The following is a 14,071-nucleotide window of genomic DNA, read 5'->3' as shown; positions in this document are numbered from 1 at the left end:
GGCCGGACACCTGCGGTACACCTGCGGAACGGGCCGCGCCTCGCCGCGGGGTGAGATCACGCCGGCTCCGGGCACGTGCCCGGAGCCGGCGTGGGACCGCAGGGCCGACGACGGCGTCAGCGGCGCCCGCCCTGCTCCCGCTCGGGGATTCCCGCGGCCCACAGGGCGGCCGCGATGAGGGCGGGCTGGCCGAACAGCCGCGCCAGGCGGCGGCCGTCCGTGTCCAGCCCGAAGCCGTCCTTGCGCTCGGCGTACTGCCCGATGTTCCCGGGGTAGATCGCCGTGTAGAAGGCCGCCAGGGCGGTGCCGGTCAGGCGGCGCTGCCCGGGGAGCGCCAGCAGAGCGGCCCCGAGGCCGATCTCGGCCACGCCGGATCCGAGCACCACGAGGTCCGCCGGAAGCGGGACCCACGAGGGCACCTGGGCGCGGAACTCACGGCGCGCCACGGTGAGGTGGGACAGCCCTGCGGCGGTCATGAACCCGCCGAGGCCGAGGCGGGCGGCGGTCTGCGAGAGGGGGACGGACTGCCGACGCTTCGTCATCACGCCTCCCCGAGCTCGAGGACGACGTCGATGTTGCCCCGGGTGGCGTTCGAATAGGGGCACACCTGATGCGCCTGCTCCATGAGGGCGCGGGCCTGGTCCGCGGGGACATTGGGCAGCACGACCTCGAGGGTGACCTCTAGGCCGAAGCCCTCACCCTGGCGGCCGATGCCCACGCGCGCGCCGACGGAGGAGTCGGTGATGTCGGCACGGGAGGCACGGGCGACCATCTGCAGGGCCGAGTGGAAGCACGCGGCGTAGCCGGCGGCGAACAGCTGCTCGGGGTTGGTGCCCTGGCCGGAGCCGCCCATCTCGGTGGGCACGGCGAGGTCGAGGTCGACCCGCCCGTCGGTGGTGCGGACATGGCCGTCACGGCCGGCGCCGGTGCTGAGCGCCTCGGCGGTGTAGATGGTCTCCATGGGAGGTCCTTTCATCCGCCCGCCCCGTGCGGGACGAGTCGGATCCAGCCTGCCACCCGGTTAGGTCGCGCGCAACCAAGTCGCTCCCCAGCGACCACTAGAATCGCTCCCATGGATGCCGCGCCGACCCCCAGCCTCGCCCTCGAGGACCAGCTCTGCTTCGCCCTGCACCGGGCGGCGCGCGCCGTCACGCGCGGCTACGGCCCCCTGCTCTCCCGCCTCGGCCTCACCTACCCGCAGTACCTCGTGATGCTCACCCTGTGGCAGGTGGAGAGTGACGCCTCGGCTGAGACGGAGGCGTCGACGTCGGACGCCGCCGGCGCGCTGGGGGTCGGCGCGCTGCGGGACCGGCTCGGCATGGACAACGGGACGATCACACCCCTGGTGCAGCGCCTGGCCGGCATGGGGCTCGTCACGCGGGAGCGCGACGTCCACGACGAGCGGCGCGTGCTGGTCCGGCTGACGGACGAGGGACGGGCGCTGCGGGCGTCCGCCCGGACGGTCCCGGCGGACGCCCTCACCCGGATCCCCCTCCACGCCACCGAGCGCCGGGCCCTCATGGACCAGCTGAACCGGATCACCGAGGCCGTCGGGCCGCGCTGAGACGGCGGGAGCGGCCCGCGCACGGAGCCCGGGTCAGCGCACCCGGTCCAGGATCGCCCGGGCGACGGCGTCCGCCTCGCGCTCAGGCAGCCAGTGGTCCGCGTCGAGCGCCACGAACCGGTAGTCCCCCGCCACCTGCCCCGCCGTGAGCTCGGCGGCCCGCGGGCCCAAGGCCGCATCCCGAGTGCCCCACACATACGTGGTGGGGACCGACACGGGCGCGTTGCGCGTGGTGGTCACCAGATCCGGGTTCGCCCGATACCAGTTCACCGGGCCGCGCAGGCTCTGCGGGGTGGAGAACCGGCGGGCGTAGTGCTCCGCCCCGGGGACCTGCCCCCGCTGCAGCAGGGAACCCAGCCGTCGCGCGAGGATCCGTTCGGGGAGGGCCGGTGCCTGGAAGGCGGCGATGTACCAGCTGCGGCGCAGCTGGTCCGGGCCACGCAGGGCGCGGGCCAGGGCGGCCGGATGCGGCGTGGACAGGACCGTCAAGGACGCGACGCGCTCGGGGTGGGCGGTGGCCAGCGCCCAGGCGACGGCGCCGCCCCAGTCATGGCCGACGACGTGGACGCGCCGCGCCCCCGCCGCGTCCGCCAGTGCGACGGCGTCCCCCACGAGCGCCGGGAGGCGGTAGGCCGCCGTCGCCCGCGGAGCGGCCCCCGGGGAGTAGCCGCGCTGATCCGGGGCGAGGGTGCGCAGCCCCGCGGCGTGCAGCAGCGGCTCGACATGACTCCAGGACGTGGCGTCCTGCGGGAAGCCGTGCAGCAACAGCACCACCTCCCCCTCGGCCGGCCCGCCGTCCCGGACGTCGAAGGTCAGGCCCTGATGCCGGAAGGTGTCCATGCCGCCCCCGAGTGCGCCGTCGCTCGTCACAGCCGGACGAGCATCTTCCCCGTGTTGGCGCCCTCGAGCAGGTCGATGAACGCCTGGGGTGCGTTCTCCAGACCCTCCCGGACGGTCTCATCCCACTGGATCTTCCCGGCGGCGACCCACGGGCCCACGCGCTCCAGGAACTCGGGGCGGACCTGCGCTGCGTACTTCTGCAGGACGAAGCCGCGCAGGGTCAGCCGCTTGCCGATCGCCAGGGCGAGGTTGCGCGGGGCGGCCGGCGGCTCCGTCGAGTTGTACTGGGCGATCGCGCCGCACATCGCCACGCGGCCGTCGACCCGCATCGCGGCGATGGCGGCCTCGAGGTGGTCGCCGCCCACGTTGTCGAAGTAGACGTCGATTCCCTCCGGCGCCGCCTCGGCCAGCAGATCGGTGGGCGAGCCGTCGTGGTAGTCGAACGCGGCGTCGAAGCCCAGCTCCTTCACCCGCGCCACCTTCTCGGGCGTGCCCGCCGAGCCGACCACGCGCGAGGCGCCCAGCAGGCGGGCGATCTGGCCGGCGACCGAGCCGACGGCCCCCGCGGCGCCCGAGATGAAGACGGCGTCACCCTCCTGCATCTCGGCCACGTGCACGAGGCCGGTGTAGGCGGTCAGACCCGTCATGCCCAGCACGCCCAGGTAGGTGCTGTCCGAGAACTGGGAGGTGTCCACGGCCTGGACGGTGTCGCCGTCGAGGACGGCGTGCTCGCGCCAGCCGAGGCCGTGGAGCACGGACGTGCCCTCCGGCACGTCCGCGTGGCGCGAGGCGATCACGGTGCCCACCGCGCCGCCGTCGAGGGGGGAGTCGAGCTGGAACGGAGGCACGTAGGACTCGACGTCGTTCATGCGGCCGCGCATGTACGGGTCCACGGACATCACGGTGTTGCGCACGAGGACCTGGCCCTCGGCGAGCTCGGGGAGCTCGACCTCCGTGAGACGGAAGTTCTCCGGCGTCGGGGCGCCGTGGGGGCGGGAGGCGAGGTGGATCTCGCGCGTGCGGGTGGGGGTGCTCATGGTGGTCTCCTCGGGGTCGGGGCGGCGGGCTCGGTGGAGGGTCAGCGCGCGAGCAGGTCCAGGAGGCGGCGGGCGGCGTCGGCGGAGGAGGCCGGGTTCTGGCCGGTCACCAGGGTGCCGTCCGTGACCACGAAGCTCTCCCCGTCCGGGCCCTTGCGGTAGTCCGCACCGGCGGCGATCAGCGAGTCCTCGACGAGGAACGGGACGACGTCCGTCAGCTGGGCGGCCTCCTCCTCGCCGTTGGTGAACCCGGCGACCTGACGGCCGCGCACGAACGGGGCGCCGTCGGCGGCGGCGATCGGGTGCAGGATCCCGGGCGCGTGGCAGACGAGGCCGAGCGGGCGCCCGGTCGCGTCGCTGTCGAGGATGATCCGCGTGGAGTCGGCATCGGACACCAGGTCCCACAGTGGGCCGTGACCGCCCGGGTAGAAGACGGCGTCGAACCCGTCCACGTCCACCTGGGCCAGGGGCGTGGTGTGGGCCAGGGCGGCCTTGGCCTCCTCGTCCTGGTCGAACCGGCGGGTGGCCTCGGTCTGCATCTCCGGCTGCGAGCTCGTCGGGTCGATGGGCGGCTGGCCGCCGCGGGGCGAGGCGAGGGTGACCTCGTGGCCGGCGTCCGTGAAGACGTAGTAGGGCGAGGCGAACTCCTCGAGCCAGAACCCGGTCTTGCGGCCGGTGTCGCCCAGCTGGTCGTGCGAGGTGAGGATCATCAGGATGCGGGACATGTCTGGGGCCCTTTCGTCGGTGGGGACTGAACTCTCATGGTCGTAACACGACCGAATCGCGGGCAAGGGTGACGGCGCCCGGGCCGTCAGCGCTCCGTCACCCGCCCGTCCTGGACCTGCCAGCGGCGGTCGGTGCGGACGGTGTCCAGCATGCGGCGGTCGTGGGTGACGAGCAGCAGGGCGCCCTCATAGGTCTCGAGGGCCTGTTCGAGCTGCTCGATGGCCTCCAGGTCCAGGTGGTTGGTGGGCTCGTCGAGCACCAGGACGTTCACCCCGCGGGCCTGGAGCAGGGCCAGGGATGCCCGGGTGCGCTCGCCGGGCGAGAGCTCGTCCACGGGGCGGTTCACGTGGTCGGCCCTGAGGCCGAACTTGGCCAGCAGGGTGCGCACCTCCCCGGAGGCCATCTCAGGCACGAGCGCCTCGAAGGCCGCGGCGAGCGGGACGGTCCCGACCAGCAGCGAGCGCGCCTGGTCGATCTCCCCGATCTGCACGCTGGACCCCAGGGCGGCCGTGCCCTCGTCCGGGGCCTGGCGGCCCAGCAGCCCGCGCAGCAGGGTGGACTTGCCGGCCCCGTTGGGCCCGGTGATGCCGATCCGCTCCCCCGCGTTCACCTGGAGGGACACCGGGCCGAGCGTGAAGCCGCCCTGCCGGAACACGGCGTCGTTCAGGGTGGCGACCACCGAGCTGGAGCGCGGCGCCGCACCGATGGTGAACTCCAGCCTCCACTCCTTGCGCGGCTCCTCCACCTCCTCCAGGCGCGCGATGCGGCTCTCCATCTGCCGGACCTTCTGGGCCTGCTTCTCGCTCGACTCACTGTTGGCCTTGCGGCGCAGCTTGTCGTTGTCCGGGGACTTCTTCATCGCGTTGCGCACGCCCTGGCTGGACCACTCCCGCTGGGTGCGGGCGCGGGAGACGAGGTCCTGCTTCTGCTCGGCGAACTCCTCGTACTTCTCCCGGGCCTGGCGGCGCAGGGTGGCCCGCTCCTCGAGGTAGGCCTCGTAGCCGCCGCCGTAGACGCGGTTGGTGCGCTGGGCGAGGTCGAGCTCCAGGACGCGGGTGACGCAGCGGGCCAGGAACTCGCGGTCGTGGCTCACCAGCACGACGCCGCCGCGCAGCTCCTGCACGAAGGCCTCCAGGCGGGTCAGGCCGTCGAGGTCGAGGTCGTTGGTGGGCTCGTCCAGGAGCACGACGTCGAAGCGGGAGAGCAGCAGCGCGGCGAGGCCGACGCGGGCGGCCTGCCCACCGGAGAGGGAGGTCATGAGGACCTGTTCCGGGGAGGCGGAGAGGTCCAGGCCGAGGTCGGCCAGGACGGCGGGGATGCGCTCCTCCAGGTCCGCGGCGCCGGAGGCCAGCCAGCGGGTGAGGGCGGTGTTGTAGCGGTCCGCGGCGGCGTCGGTGACGTCCGGGTCGGCCAGTGCCTCGGCAGAGGCGTCCATCTCGCGGGTGGCCTCGGCGCAGCCGGTGCGGCGGGCGATGTACCCGGCCACCGTCTCCCCCGACACGCGCTCGTGCTCCTGCGGGAGCCAGCCGACGAAGGCGTCCGAGGGGGCGAGGGACACGGTGCCGGCCTGCGGGGCCAGGTCCCCGCCGAGGATGCGCAGCAGCGTGGACTTGCCCGCGCCGTTGGCCCCCACGACGCCGACGACGTCCCCCGGCGCGACGGTGAGGTCGAGCGCGTCGAACAGCGTGCGGTGTCCGTGGCCGCCGGCCAGGCCGGAGGCGACGAGGGTGGCGGTCATGCTTCTCCTGGCTCGGGTGCGCTTCCCTGGGGCGGGTCACCGCCACACTGTCACAGATCCCCCGGGGCACCGCCCCCGGGCCCCGACTCCCGGATCTGCGGCGCGCTTCCTTCCTTGCCCTGACATAGGGAGAGTCATAGCCTCGCAAGGGTCAGGTGCGCGGCTCCGCGCGGCGCACACGGCGCTCCAGAGAGAAGGCAGAGCACTGATGACTGAACCGGTGAAGTACACGCCCGACATCGAGCACTCGGTCGACCGCGAGGAGGACCTGACCCGCGACATCCTGGCCCAGATGGGCGCGGCACAGCGCCGCGCGGCGGGAGAGCACAAGCACGCCCACCGCGACGCCCACGCCAAGAGCCACGCCGTCCTCAAGGCCACGCTGGAGGTGCATGAGGGCCTGGCTCCCGAGCTGGCGCAGGGCATCTTCGCCCGTCCGGGCACCTACGAGGCGGTGGCGCGGCTCTCCTCCGCGCCCGGGGACATCCACACCGACCGCACTCCCGCCCCGCGGGGCTGGGCCTTGAAGGTGCTGGGGGTGGAGGGCAAGCGGCTGCTGCCGGATCTGGACAGCCACAATCAGGACTTCCTCATGGTGAACTTCCCGACGCTCGCCTTCGGCACCGTGGCCCGCTACAAGGAGATGCTGAGCCTGCTGGAGAAGAACTCCCAGTCCCCCGAGCTGCTGCAGCGCCTGACGACGGGCGCCGCGCGCGTGGTCCGGGGTGCGGTGGAGACCGTCGGGGGGACCCCCAGCGCCACCTTGGAGGGCCTGGGGCGGGACAACGCCCACGTCCTCGGCGAGACGTACTTCACCCAGGGCGCCCTGCGCTACGGGGACCACGTCGCGAAGATCTCGCTGGCCCCGGCGTCCGAGAACGTGCGCGCCCTGACCGGCCAGGACATGAAGGTGGAGGACTTCTCCTCGATCAGCGAGATCGTCGCCGACTTCTTCTCCCGTGAGAGCGCGGAGTACGTCCTGCGGGCGCAGCTGGCGACCGACGCGGAGCGCATGCCGGTGGAGGACGCCTCCGTCCTGTGGGACGAGGAGGAGGCCCCGCACCAGCCCGTCGCCACCCTGCGCATCGAGGCGCAGGAGAGCTACAGCCATCCCCGCCGCGTCTACGGCGACGATGCCCTCACCTTCAACCCCTGGAACGGCGTGGTCGAGCACCAGCCGTTGGGCTCCATCATGCGCGTCCGCAAGCGCGCCTATGAGCAGTCCACCCGCTTCCGCCACGAGTTCAACGACCGCCCGGCCCCCGAGCCGACGTCGCTCGACGAGATCCCGGACTGATCCCGGCCTCGCCCCTCACCATTCACCCCAAAGGATTCTCGAAGGAGGACCTCATGACTGACCGTTCAGACCCCCGGCTCCAGGACGAGAGCCGTCTCGACGACATCAAGCGCGCCGTCGAGGACGCCGCCCAGGACGCCCCCACGCTGGCCAAGATCGCCCTCGAGGCGATGGTCCGTGACCACAACCCGGACCTGTCCGGCACGGCCGACTCCGCCGGCCGCGTGGGGATGCGCTCGGGCAAGGTCTCGGAGCTGACCGCGATCGCCCGCCTCAAGCCGGGCGGCGCCGAACGGCTGCAGCGCATCTTCGACCTGACCCGCGGCAACATGGACGGCGCGCAGCGCGTGTCCACGCTCCACGACATGCGCTTCGTCTTCTTCGACGACAACACCCGGATCCTCTTCGCCACGGCCTACGACGGCGACTGGGATGCGTACATCAACGACTTCGCCACCAAGATCCCCGAGCTGATGGACCTCCTCTTCCAGAACGTGGAGGGGTGGCCCGGCATCGACAGCCCGGCCGTGAAGGACTTCATCGCCGAGCACCAGATCACCGCCTCCGGGTGGTTCGTGGCGAACCCGCAGGTCACCGTGGTGGACACGCGTCGGCTGCAGCGCACTGAACACGCGGTGAACACCTTCCTGGACCAGATGGCCGGGCGCACCGACCTGGACAAGGACACCGCGGCCGCCCTGAAGCAGCTCACCGACACGATCTCCACCCCCGAGGCGGTGGACTACTGAGATGGGCGTGCTCAAGGACCTGAAGGAACGTTTCGATCGGGAGCGGGTCGAGCTGGACCTGGACGACATCCAGGGCCTGGTGTTGCGGGAGCGGCCCGAGCCCTACGTGGGCGCCCACGCCATGCTGACCGTGGAGGAGGCCGAAGGCGGCCGGGACTTCGTCCGCCGCCTGGCCGAGCACGTCACCTCCGCGCAGGACTGGGCCGACGACCTGCAGTCCTGGACCGGCGTGGCGATCAGCTTCGCCGGCCTGTGCGCCCTGGGGCTGCCTGAGGACTCCCTGTCCAGCTTCCCTTTGCCCTACCAGCAGGGGATGGCTGCCCGCGCTCAGCAGCTCATGGACACCGGGCCGAACGCCCCGGAGCACTGGGACGAGGCGTTCACCCAGGACGCCTGCCACATCGCGCTGACGATCTACGCGGCCGACGCCGATGCCCTGGACGCCGCCCTGGACCAGGCGCGGCAGGTGCTGGATCACTCCACCGGAGTGACCCTGGCGGCCACCCACCGGTTCGGGGTCGACGAGCTGAACAAGAACCCCTTCGGCTTCCGGGACTCCATCTCGCAGCCGACGGTGGCCGGCAGCGGGGTGCGGCCACAGCCGGGCCAGGAGCGCTCCATCTCCGCCGGCGAGTTCATCCTGGGCGAGAACAGCGAGACCGGCTCCCCGCTGGCTGTGCCGCAGCCGGATGTGCTGGGCCGCAACGGGACCTACGTGGTGCTGCGCAAGTTCGCCAGTCGGGTGGGCGCCTTCAACGAGTACCTCGCCTCACAGAGCCCGGACCCGGAGGAGCAGCACCGGATCGCCGCGAAGATGTTCGGCCGGTGGCGCAGCGGCGCCCCGCTCGTGCTCTCCCCGGATCACGACGACGAGGAGCTGGGCAACGACCCGGAGCGGCGCAACGACTTCACCTTCGAGGACGACCCGAAGGGCCTGATGTGCCCGCACTCCAGCCACATGCGTCGCCTCAACCCGCGGGACAGCGACCTGTCGATCATGACCGACGTCCACATCAAGCGGATCATCCGGCGCTCCTCGACCTACGGTCCCGGGTGGTCGCCTGAGGTGACCTCGGCCGACGACGCGAAGGAGGACCGCGGGATCTACTTCATCTTCATCAGTGCCCGCGCCTTCGACACGATCGAGTTCATGCAGCAGGAGTGGATCAACGGAGGCAACTTCGTCGACCTCGGCTCCGAGCGGGACCCGATCGTCGGTCTGCACGAGGACGACCCCACGCAGGGGCAGTTCACCATCCCCGCGGATCCGGCCCGCAAGCGCATCAACGGCATCACCACCTTCAACCGGATGGCCGGGGGCGAGTACCTCTTCATGCCCTCGCTCAGCGCCCTGCGGTGGATCGGTGAGGCGGGCTGGACCTCGGACCAGGCTGACGCCAGGGCGTGATGCAGCCTCCGTCCCCGGGCGGCCCCGCGGGCGCCCAGCCGTGGCAGGTGGACCTGGACTGGCTGTGGGGCACCCCGCCGGGCAACGACGGCTCCCCCGCGACGCTGCGGCTGGACGTCGTCGGCCCCGGGGCGGCCCGGGCGGCCGCCGCGTGGCTGGCCTCCCTGCCCGGGGACGAGGACGGCGTGCGGGGCAGGGGCGGCTGGCGCGCCGACCCGGGCGAGCAGCCCGATGCGGACGACCATGCCGTCCTGCTGCTCACCTCGGCGGGTGAAGACGTGGCGGACGGGCTGGAGGACGCCGCCGACGACGCCCATGCGGCGCTGGCCGCCGTCAGGGGCCTCACCCTGCGATGGACTCCCCTGCCCCGTCGCCCATCCCTCTGAGGCCCGTCCGCCCCCTCAGTAGGCTGGAGTGATGGCGACGGTTCTCCTCGTGCGGCACGGCCGCACCACGGCCAATGCGACGGGACTGCTGGCAGGCCGGACCCCCGGGGTCCGCCTGGACGAGCACGGGCGGGAGCAGGCGGCCCGCACCGGGGAGCGGATCGCGGCCGTGCCCGTGGCCGTGGTGGTGGCCAGCCCCCTGCAGCGGTGCGCGCAGACCGCGCACGCCATCCTCGAACGGCAGCCGGACGCGGTGCCCTCGCTGGTCGACGATGACCTCACCGAATGCGACTACGGCCAGTGGCAGGGACGGACGCTCAGCGACCTGGCCACCGAGCCCCTGTGGGCGACGGTGCAGACCCAGCCGTCCGCCGTCGTCTTCCCCGGCGGGGAGTCCATGGCGGGCATGCAGGCCCGTGCGGTGGCGGCGATCCGCCTGCACGACGCCGCGGTCGAGGCCGAGCACGGGCCCGGGGCGGTGTGGGTGGCGGTGAGCCACGGGGACGTCATCAAGTCGATCCTGGCCGATGCGCTCGGCACGCACCTGGACCTGTTCCAGCGGATCGAGGTGGGCCCCGCATCCGTGTCCATCGTCAGCTACGGCCCGAGCCGGCCACGGGTCTGGGCGATGAACACCGACGCCGGGGACCTCTCCTGGCTTGCGAAGCTCGGCCCGTCCGACGAGGCCCCGGTGGGCGGCGGCGCGGGCGCACCGACGACGGCGGCGGGCACGACCGCTGGCGCGGGCACCGGCGCGGCGGGCGAGCAGCCGACGCCTAGGATCGGCGCATGACCGAGACGCCTGCCCATGTCCATGAGTTCGACTGGCCGGATCGAGTGGTCATCGGGACCGTCGGGCGTCCCGGTGCCCGGACGTTCTACCTGCAGGTGCGCGCCGGGGCGCGGCTGATGAGCGTCGCGCTGGAGAAGCAGCAGTCCGCCATCATGGCGGAGAAGATCGACGAGATCCTCGACGAGCTCATGGCCCTGGAGGGCAACCCGCACAGCGTCCCGGCGAGCACGCCCGCAGAGCTCGTGGACAACGATCCGCTGGAGCCGGTGCAGGAGTGGTTCCGCGTCGGCGCCATCGGCCTCGGCTGGGATCCCTCGACGGCACAGGTTGTCGTAGAGGTGCACCCGCTCGTCGAGGACGAGTCCGACCAGCTCCTCGGGGCGGAGTCCGAGGCGGTGTTGGTGCGGATGCCGGTCGGCGCCGCCCGCGCGTTCACGCGGCGCACCCGGGAGGCCGTGGACGCCGGGCGCCCGATGTGCTCGGACTGCGGCCACCCCATGGACCCGGACGGTCACGTCTGCGGCGGCCCCGAGGCCTGATGAGCGCCGAGGATGGGGTGGGCGAAGAGCTGATGACCGGCGAGCTGACGCTCACCGGCCGCATTACGACGGCGTCCAATGCCACGTTTCTGGGCGCCATCGGTGACACGGTGGTGGTCTACAAGCCTGTGGCGGGCGAAGCGCCGCTCTGGGACTTCCCCGCCGGAACCCTGGCCCGCCGCGAAGTGGCCGCGCACCTGGTGTCCGAGGCGCTGGGGTGGGACATCGTGCCGCGCACCTGGCTGCGCGAGGGCCCCTTCGGCGAGGGCATGGTGCAGCTCTGGCAGGAGCAGGATCCTGAGCAGGACGCCGTGGACCTGTTCCCGGCGGACGAGGTGCCGACCTCGGGGTGGCTCACGATCCTGGAGGGTGAGGACGAGGGCGGGAATCGGCTGGTCTTAGCCCACGAGAACTCAGCGGCGCTGCGTCGTATGGCGGTGTTCGACGTGATCGTCAACAACGCCGACCGCAAGGGCGCCCACATCCTCGCCATGCCGGGCGGGCACCGCCACGGCGTGGACCACGGGCTCACCTTTCACGCGGAGGACAAGCTGCGCACGGTCCTCTGGGGCTGGCTCGGCGAGGCACTGCGTGATGAGGAGCGCGACGGCGTCGCCCGGGTTCTCGGGGGGCTCGACGGTGAGCTGGGGCGGGGGCTGGTGCAGCTGCTGAGTGCTGTGGAAGTCGACGCCCTCGCCGAGCGGTGTGCCCAGCTGCTCGAGGAGGGGCGGTTCCCCGCTCCGAGCGGCCGGACGCCGGCAGTCCCCTGGCCGCTGTTCTGAGATCCAGGGCTTTCACCGCGATGCGCCACTCCTATGCATCCCGGGTGAGCGCCAGTCCCGCCGGATGTAGACGCCCCCGCCTACTCGTCAACACTAGCCTGAAAGCAAAGGTTCTGATGGCGCGGCGAACAGCGAGGCCCACAGCCCCTCCACAATCCTGCTGACCGCCCACGGGAGTCCGGCGCAGTCGTCAAAGACAACAGCTCACCAGAGCAACAGATTCGCGAGTAAGTCGACGTCGCAGTCCGACCGGAGTGCCCCCGTCGCGGATGGGCCGTGAAACTGCAGCCGTTCGACACCATGGATCGGCGTCACCGGGCGATTGCCACGCGGTAGACCGCCGCCGGCATCGACCATGTTTAGCGGGCCGGGCTGAGTCCCCGTCGGTGCCCTGTCCGCTTCTCCGTGGTGGGGATGGCATCGCAGAGGCGCGGAGGGCAATGCAGTCGGCGACGGTCTCCCCCGGGACGTACTCCTGCTCCAGCGAGAGCCAGCCGACAAACGCGTCGGCCAGTGTCAGGGAGACGATGTCTCACCGCGATCGAACGACTGTCGAGGCGTGTGCTTAAAGGCGAACTGACGGCCCGCGACGTGCATCGTCAATACGAGAAGATCTACTTGGCCAAGGGTCCGAGCCACTGGGCCAGGCTGGAGAGCACAGTGGCCGAGTGGAAGCGCCAGGACGCCAAGGAAACCGAGCGCCTGGCTTATGAGGAGCGCCGGCACGCCGAACAGGCAGAACAGGCCGAGCGTGCAGAACAGGCTGAGCGGGAGCGCCAGGCTGCTGATGAGCGGGAGGCCGCTGAGCGGGCCGAACGTGAAGCACAGGCCCGTCAGCAGGCCGAAGAACATGCTGCCCGCGAAGCCGCCCTCAAGGCAGAGCAGGCCACGCCCGAGTACCAGGAACGTGTTGCCGCCGAACAAGCCGAACGCGAGCGTGACGACCTGATCGACATGATCGCAATGTTTCACGACGTCAAGGGCCCTCGTTCTGATCGAGGTGCCCACGCGATCAGCTATGCAGCAGAACTCGGCCTGACTTCTTCCGACCACGTCTGTGAGGACGGAAAACTGACGCACCTGGGCGCGGTGCTGACCTATGCCGAGGCCGCACTGGACCTTGAGCCTGACGACGTCAACATCGAGGAGATCATGCCCAAGATCCGTGAGGAGATCATCAGCCACCGCCGCGATATCGCACGGGTGGTACACCAGGTCGCCGGCGCCGAACTTCGCGCAACTGATGGGGAGCAGGACGCCTTCGAGAGGGCCCTGCATATGCGGCAGACGTACTCCGGCTACCCCGATCTCATCACCCTTCCGTTACTGCGTTCCGGCATCAAGAAAGCCTGGCGCAACGAGCTCTTGGCAGCGGCCTGACCAACTTTTCCAGAAAGGAATCCACCATGAAGTACGGCTACACGCGCACGAGTACGAAGGACAAGCAGGACGACGATCTCCAGCGCCGGGCACTCATCGATGTCGGCGTCGGTGCGACGCAGATCTTCTCCGACCAGGTCTCCGGTTCCAAGGAAGCCAAATCCCGCTCGGGGTGGACGAACCTCGACGGACGGCTCCGTGAAGGTGATGAACTCGTCGTGTGGCGCATCGACCGCATTGGCCGCTCAATGATCGACGTCATCACGACGGTGAAGGATCTTGTCGACCGGGGCGTGAAGATCAAATCACTTTCCGACGGCATCACTCCCGAGACCCGGGAAGGCCGGCTCATGCTCAGCCTCATGGCAACCTTCGCCGAGTACGAGCGCGAACTCATTCAGGAACGCGTCCAGGCCGGCGTCGATGCTGCGAAGGCCCGGGGCGTGAAGTTTGGCCGTCCGGCTCCGGATGCCGAGAAGGTCGCGCTGAACCTCCGGACGGTGAAGTACCTCATCGACGCCGAGGGGCTCGGGGTCGTCGATGCCGCCCGGACCGTCGGATGGTCCAAGGCAACCTACTACCGGCACCGATCGTCAGCCGGAGTCTCGTAAACCCCAGCCCGAGGCTGAAACTTCTGAGACAACGTTCCGAGACCCGTTCGTCGGCGCTTTGCCGGTGAACGGGTCTCGTCTCGTTTTGGAGATGTCTGCGAGACGGAACTCCACATTGTGTTCTGCGGGACTGATGCGCGTGTAGGTGACATACGATCTGTGGTGTTCCCACACCGCAGGGAAGGATGTGCACCATGCCCGCCCCCTACCCCCAAGAGTTC

16 protein-coding genes are annotated in these 14,071 nt (G+C 71.1%); 10 read left to right on the top strand and 6 right to left on the bottom strand.

Annotated elements, in window-relative coordinates; translation table 11 throughout:
- Window positions 1–116: 116 nt before the first annotated feature.
- Window positions 117–542 (bottom strand): hypothetical protein, encoded by a 426-nt coding sequence (locus tag AB0302_RS06600; protein ID WP_065573496.1) that lies wholly within the window; start codon window positions 540–542, stop codon window positions 117–119.
- Window positions 542–961: an organic hydroperoxide resistance protein gene (locus tag AB0302_RS06595; RefSeq protein ID WP_002855232.1), complete on the bottom strand. Its 420-nt coding sequence runs from the start codon at window positions 959–961 to the stop codon at window positions 542–544. Before AB0302_RS06595 ends, AB0302_RS06600 begins: the two co-directional genes overlap by 1 nt.
- A 111-nt stretch (window positions 962–1,072) precedes the next feature.
- On the opposite strand from AB0302_RS06595, the gene AB0302_RS06590 reads away from it, so the two are divergent.
- The gene (locus AB0302_RS06590) at window positions 1,073–1,564 is read left to right on the top strand and encodes a MarR family transcriptional regulator (protein ID WP_366370932.1); all 492 of its coding nucleotides are present in this window, start codon (window positions 1,073–1,075) and stop codon (window positions 1,562–1,564) included.
- A 33-nt stretch (window positions 1,565–1,597) separates the two neighbouring features.
- Here the strand turns inward: AB0302_RS06590 and AB0302_RS06585 are convergent, their stop codons facing one another.
- From AB0302_RS06585 to AB0302_RS06570, 4 genes are all read right to left on the bottom strand, one after another.
- Window positions 1,598–2,434, bottom strand: coding sequence for an alpha/beta fold hydrolase (locus tag AB0302_RS06585; protein ID WP_366370931.1), 837 nt, complete (start codon window positions 2,432–2,434; stop codon window positions 1,598–1,600).
- Window positions 2,431–3,441 (bottom strand): NADP-dependent oxidoreductase, encoded by a 1,011-nt coding sequence (locus AB0302_RS06580; RefSeq protein WP_366370930.1) that lies wholly within the window; start codon window positions 3,439–3,441, stop codon window positions 2,431–2,433. Before AB0302_RS06580 ends, AB0302_RS06585 begins: the two co-directional genes overlap by 4 nt.
- Before the next feature lie 41 nt (window positions 3,442–3,482).
- Entirely contained in the window at window positions 3,483–4,166 is a 684-nt protein-coding gene (locus AB0302_RS06575) for a type 1 glutamine amidotransferase domain-containing protein (RefSeq protein ID WP_366370929.1), read from the bottom strand.
- Between the two features lie 86 nt (window positions 4,167–4,252).
- Window positions 4,253–5,905 (bottom strand): ABC-F family ATP-binding cassette domain-containing protein, encoded by a 1,653-nt coding sequence (locus AB0302_RS06570; RefSeq protein ID WP_366370928.1) that lies wholly within the window; start codon window positions 5,903–5,905, stop codon window positions 4,253–4,255.
- 208 nt (window positions 5,906–6,113) lie between these two features.
- Here AB0302_RS06570 and AB0302_RS06565 point away from each other — a divergent pair, with 208 nt between their 5' ends.
- From AB0302_RS06565 to AB0302_RS06525, 9 genes are all read left to right on the top strand, one after another.
- Window positions 6,114–7,202 carry a catalase family protein gene (locus AB0302_RS06565; protein WP_366370927.1) on the top strand — a complete coding sequence of 363 codons (1,089 nt, stop codon included), beginning with the start codon at window positions 6,114–6,116 and terminating at the stop codon, window positions 7,200–7,202.
- A 53-nt stretch (window positions 7,203–7,255) separates the two neighbouring features.
- Window positions 7,256–7,951: a hypothetical protein gene (locus tag AB0302_RS06560; protein ID WP_298987645.1), complete on the top strand. Its 696-nt coding sequence runs from the start codon at window positions 7,256–7,258 to the stop codon at window positions 7,949–7,951.
- A 1-nt stretch (window position 7,952) separates the two neighbouring features.
- Window positions 7,953–9,359, top strand: coding sequence for a peroxidase (locus AB0302_RS06555; RefSeq protein WP_366370926.1), 1,407 nt, complete (start codon window positions 7,953–7,955; stop codon window positions 9,357–9,359).
- On the top strand, window positions 9,359–9,745 hold the full coding sequence (locus AB0302_RS06550; RefSeq protein ID WP_366370925.1) for a hypothetical protein: 387 nt from the start codon (window positions 9,359–9,361) through the stop codon (window positions 9,743–9,745). Before AB0302_RS06555 ends, AB0302_RS06550 begins: the two co-directional genes overlap by 1 nt.
- A 31-nt stretch (window positions 9,746–9,776) precedes the next feature.
- A complete protein-coding gene (locus AB0302_RS06545) occupies window positions 9,777–10,538 on the top strand; it encodes a histidine phosphatase family protein (RefSeq protein ID WP_366370924.1) in 762 nt (253 codons plus the stop codon).
- Complete coding sequence (locus tag AB0302_RS06540; RefSeq protein ID WP_366370923.1) at window positions 10,535–11,077, top strand: DUF3090 domain-containing protein; 543 nt, start codon at window positions 10,535–10,537, stop codon at window positions 11,075–11,077. The genes AB0302_RS06545 and AB0302_RS06540 overlap by 4 nt, the downstream gene beginning before the upstream one ends.
- Window positions 11,077–11,859 carry an SCO1664 family protein gene (locus tag AB0302_RS06535; RefSeq protein WP_366370922.1) on the top strand — a complete coding sequence of 261 codons (783 nt, stop codon included), beginning with the start codon at window positions 11,077–11,079 and terminating at the stop codon, window positions 11,857–11,859. The genes AB0302_RS06540 and AB0302_RS06535 overlap by 1 nt, the downstream gene beginning before the upstream one ends.
- A 561-nt stretch (window positions 11,860–12,420) precedes the next feature.
- Window positions 12,421–13,239, top strand: coding sequence for a hypothetical protein (locus AB0302_RS06530; protein WP_366370921.1), 819 nt, complete (start codon window positions 12,421–12,423; stop codon window positions 13,237–13,239).
- A 26-nt stretch (window positions 13,240–13,265) separates the two neighbouring features.
- Window positions 13,266–13,850 carry a recombinase family protein gene (locus tag AB0302_RS06525; protein ID WP_366370920.1) on the top strand — a complete coding sequence of 195 codons (585 nt, stop codon included), beginning with the start codon at window positions 13,266–13,268 and terminating at the stop codon, window positions 13,848–13,850.
- Window positions 13,851–14,071: the final 221 nt, after the last annotated feature.

This window comes from Micrococcus sp. NPDC078436 (assembly GCF_040702705.1).
Taxonomy (GTDB): domain Bacteria; phylum Actinomycetota; class Actinomycetes; order Actinomycetales; family Micrococcaceae; genus Micrococcus.
This window is presented reverse-complemented; position numbering and strand designations above follow the sequence as displayed.

Excerpts from the sequence above, each read along its gene's own strand:
- AB0302_RS06580 (WP_366370930.1), bottom strand. The coding sequence starts at position 3,441 with ATGAGCACCCCCACCCGCACGCGCGAGATCCACCTCGCCTCCCGCCCC.
- AB0302_RS06540 (WP_366370923.1), top strand. The coding sequence starts at position 10,535 with ATGACCGAGACGCCTGCCCATGTCCATGAGTTCGACTGGCCGGATCGA.
- AB0302_RS06545 (WP_366370924.1), top strand. The coding sequence starts at position 9,777 with ATGGCGACGGTTCTCCTCGTGCGGCACGGCCGCACCACGGCCAATGCG.
- AB0302_RS06595 (WP_002855232.1), bottom strand. The coding sequence starts at position 961 with ATGGAGACCATCTACACCGCCGAGGCGCTCAGCACCGGCGCCGGCCGT.
- AB0302_RS06525 (WP_366370920.1), top strand. The coding sequence starts at position 13,266 with ATGAAGTACGGCTACACGCGCACGAGTACGAAGGACAAGCAGGACGAC.
- AB0302_RS06575 (WP_366370929.1), bottom strand. The coding sequence starts at position 4,166 with ATGTCCCGCATCCTGATGATCCTCACCTCGCACGACCAGCTGGGCGAC.
- AB0302_RS06600 (WP_065573496.1), bottom strand. The coding sequence starts at position 542 with ATGACGAAGCGTCGGCAGTCCGTCCCCCTCTCGCAGACCGCCGCCCGC.
- AB0302_RS06535 (WP_366370922.1), top strand. The coding sequence starts at position 11,077 with ATGAGCGCCGAGGATGGGGTGGGCGAAGAGCTGATGACCGGCGAGCTG.
- AB0302_RS06550 (WP_366370925.1), top strand. The coding sequence starts at position 9,359 with ATGCAGCCTCCGTCCCCGGGCGGCCCCGCGGGCGCCCAGCCGTGGCAG.
- AB0302_RS06555 (WP_366370926.1), top strand. The coding sequence starts at position 7,953 with ATGGGCGTGCTCAAGGACCTGAAGGAACGTTTCGATCGGGAGCGGGTC.
- AB0302_RS06565 (WP_366370927.1), top strand. The coding sequence starts at position 6,114 with ATGACTGAACCGGTGAAGTACACGCCCGACATCGAGCACTCGGTCGAC.
- AB0302_RS06570 (WP_366370928.1), bottom strand. The coding sequence starts at position 5,905 with ATGACCGCCACCCTCGTCGCCTCCGGCCTGGCCGGCGGCCACGGACAC.
- AB0302_RS06590 (WP_366370932.1), top strand. The coding sequence starts at position 1,073 with ATGGATGCCGCGCCGACCCCCAGCCTCGCCCTCGAGGACCAGCTCTGC.
- AB0302_RS06560 (WP_298987645.1), top strand. The coding sequence starts at position 7,256 with ATGACTGACCGTTCAGACCCCCGGCTCCAGGACGAGAGCCGTCTCGAC.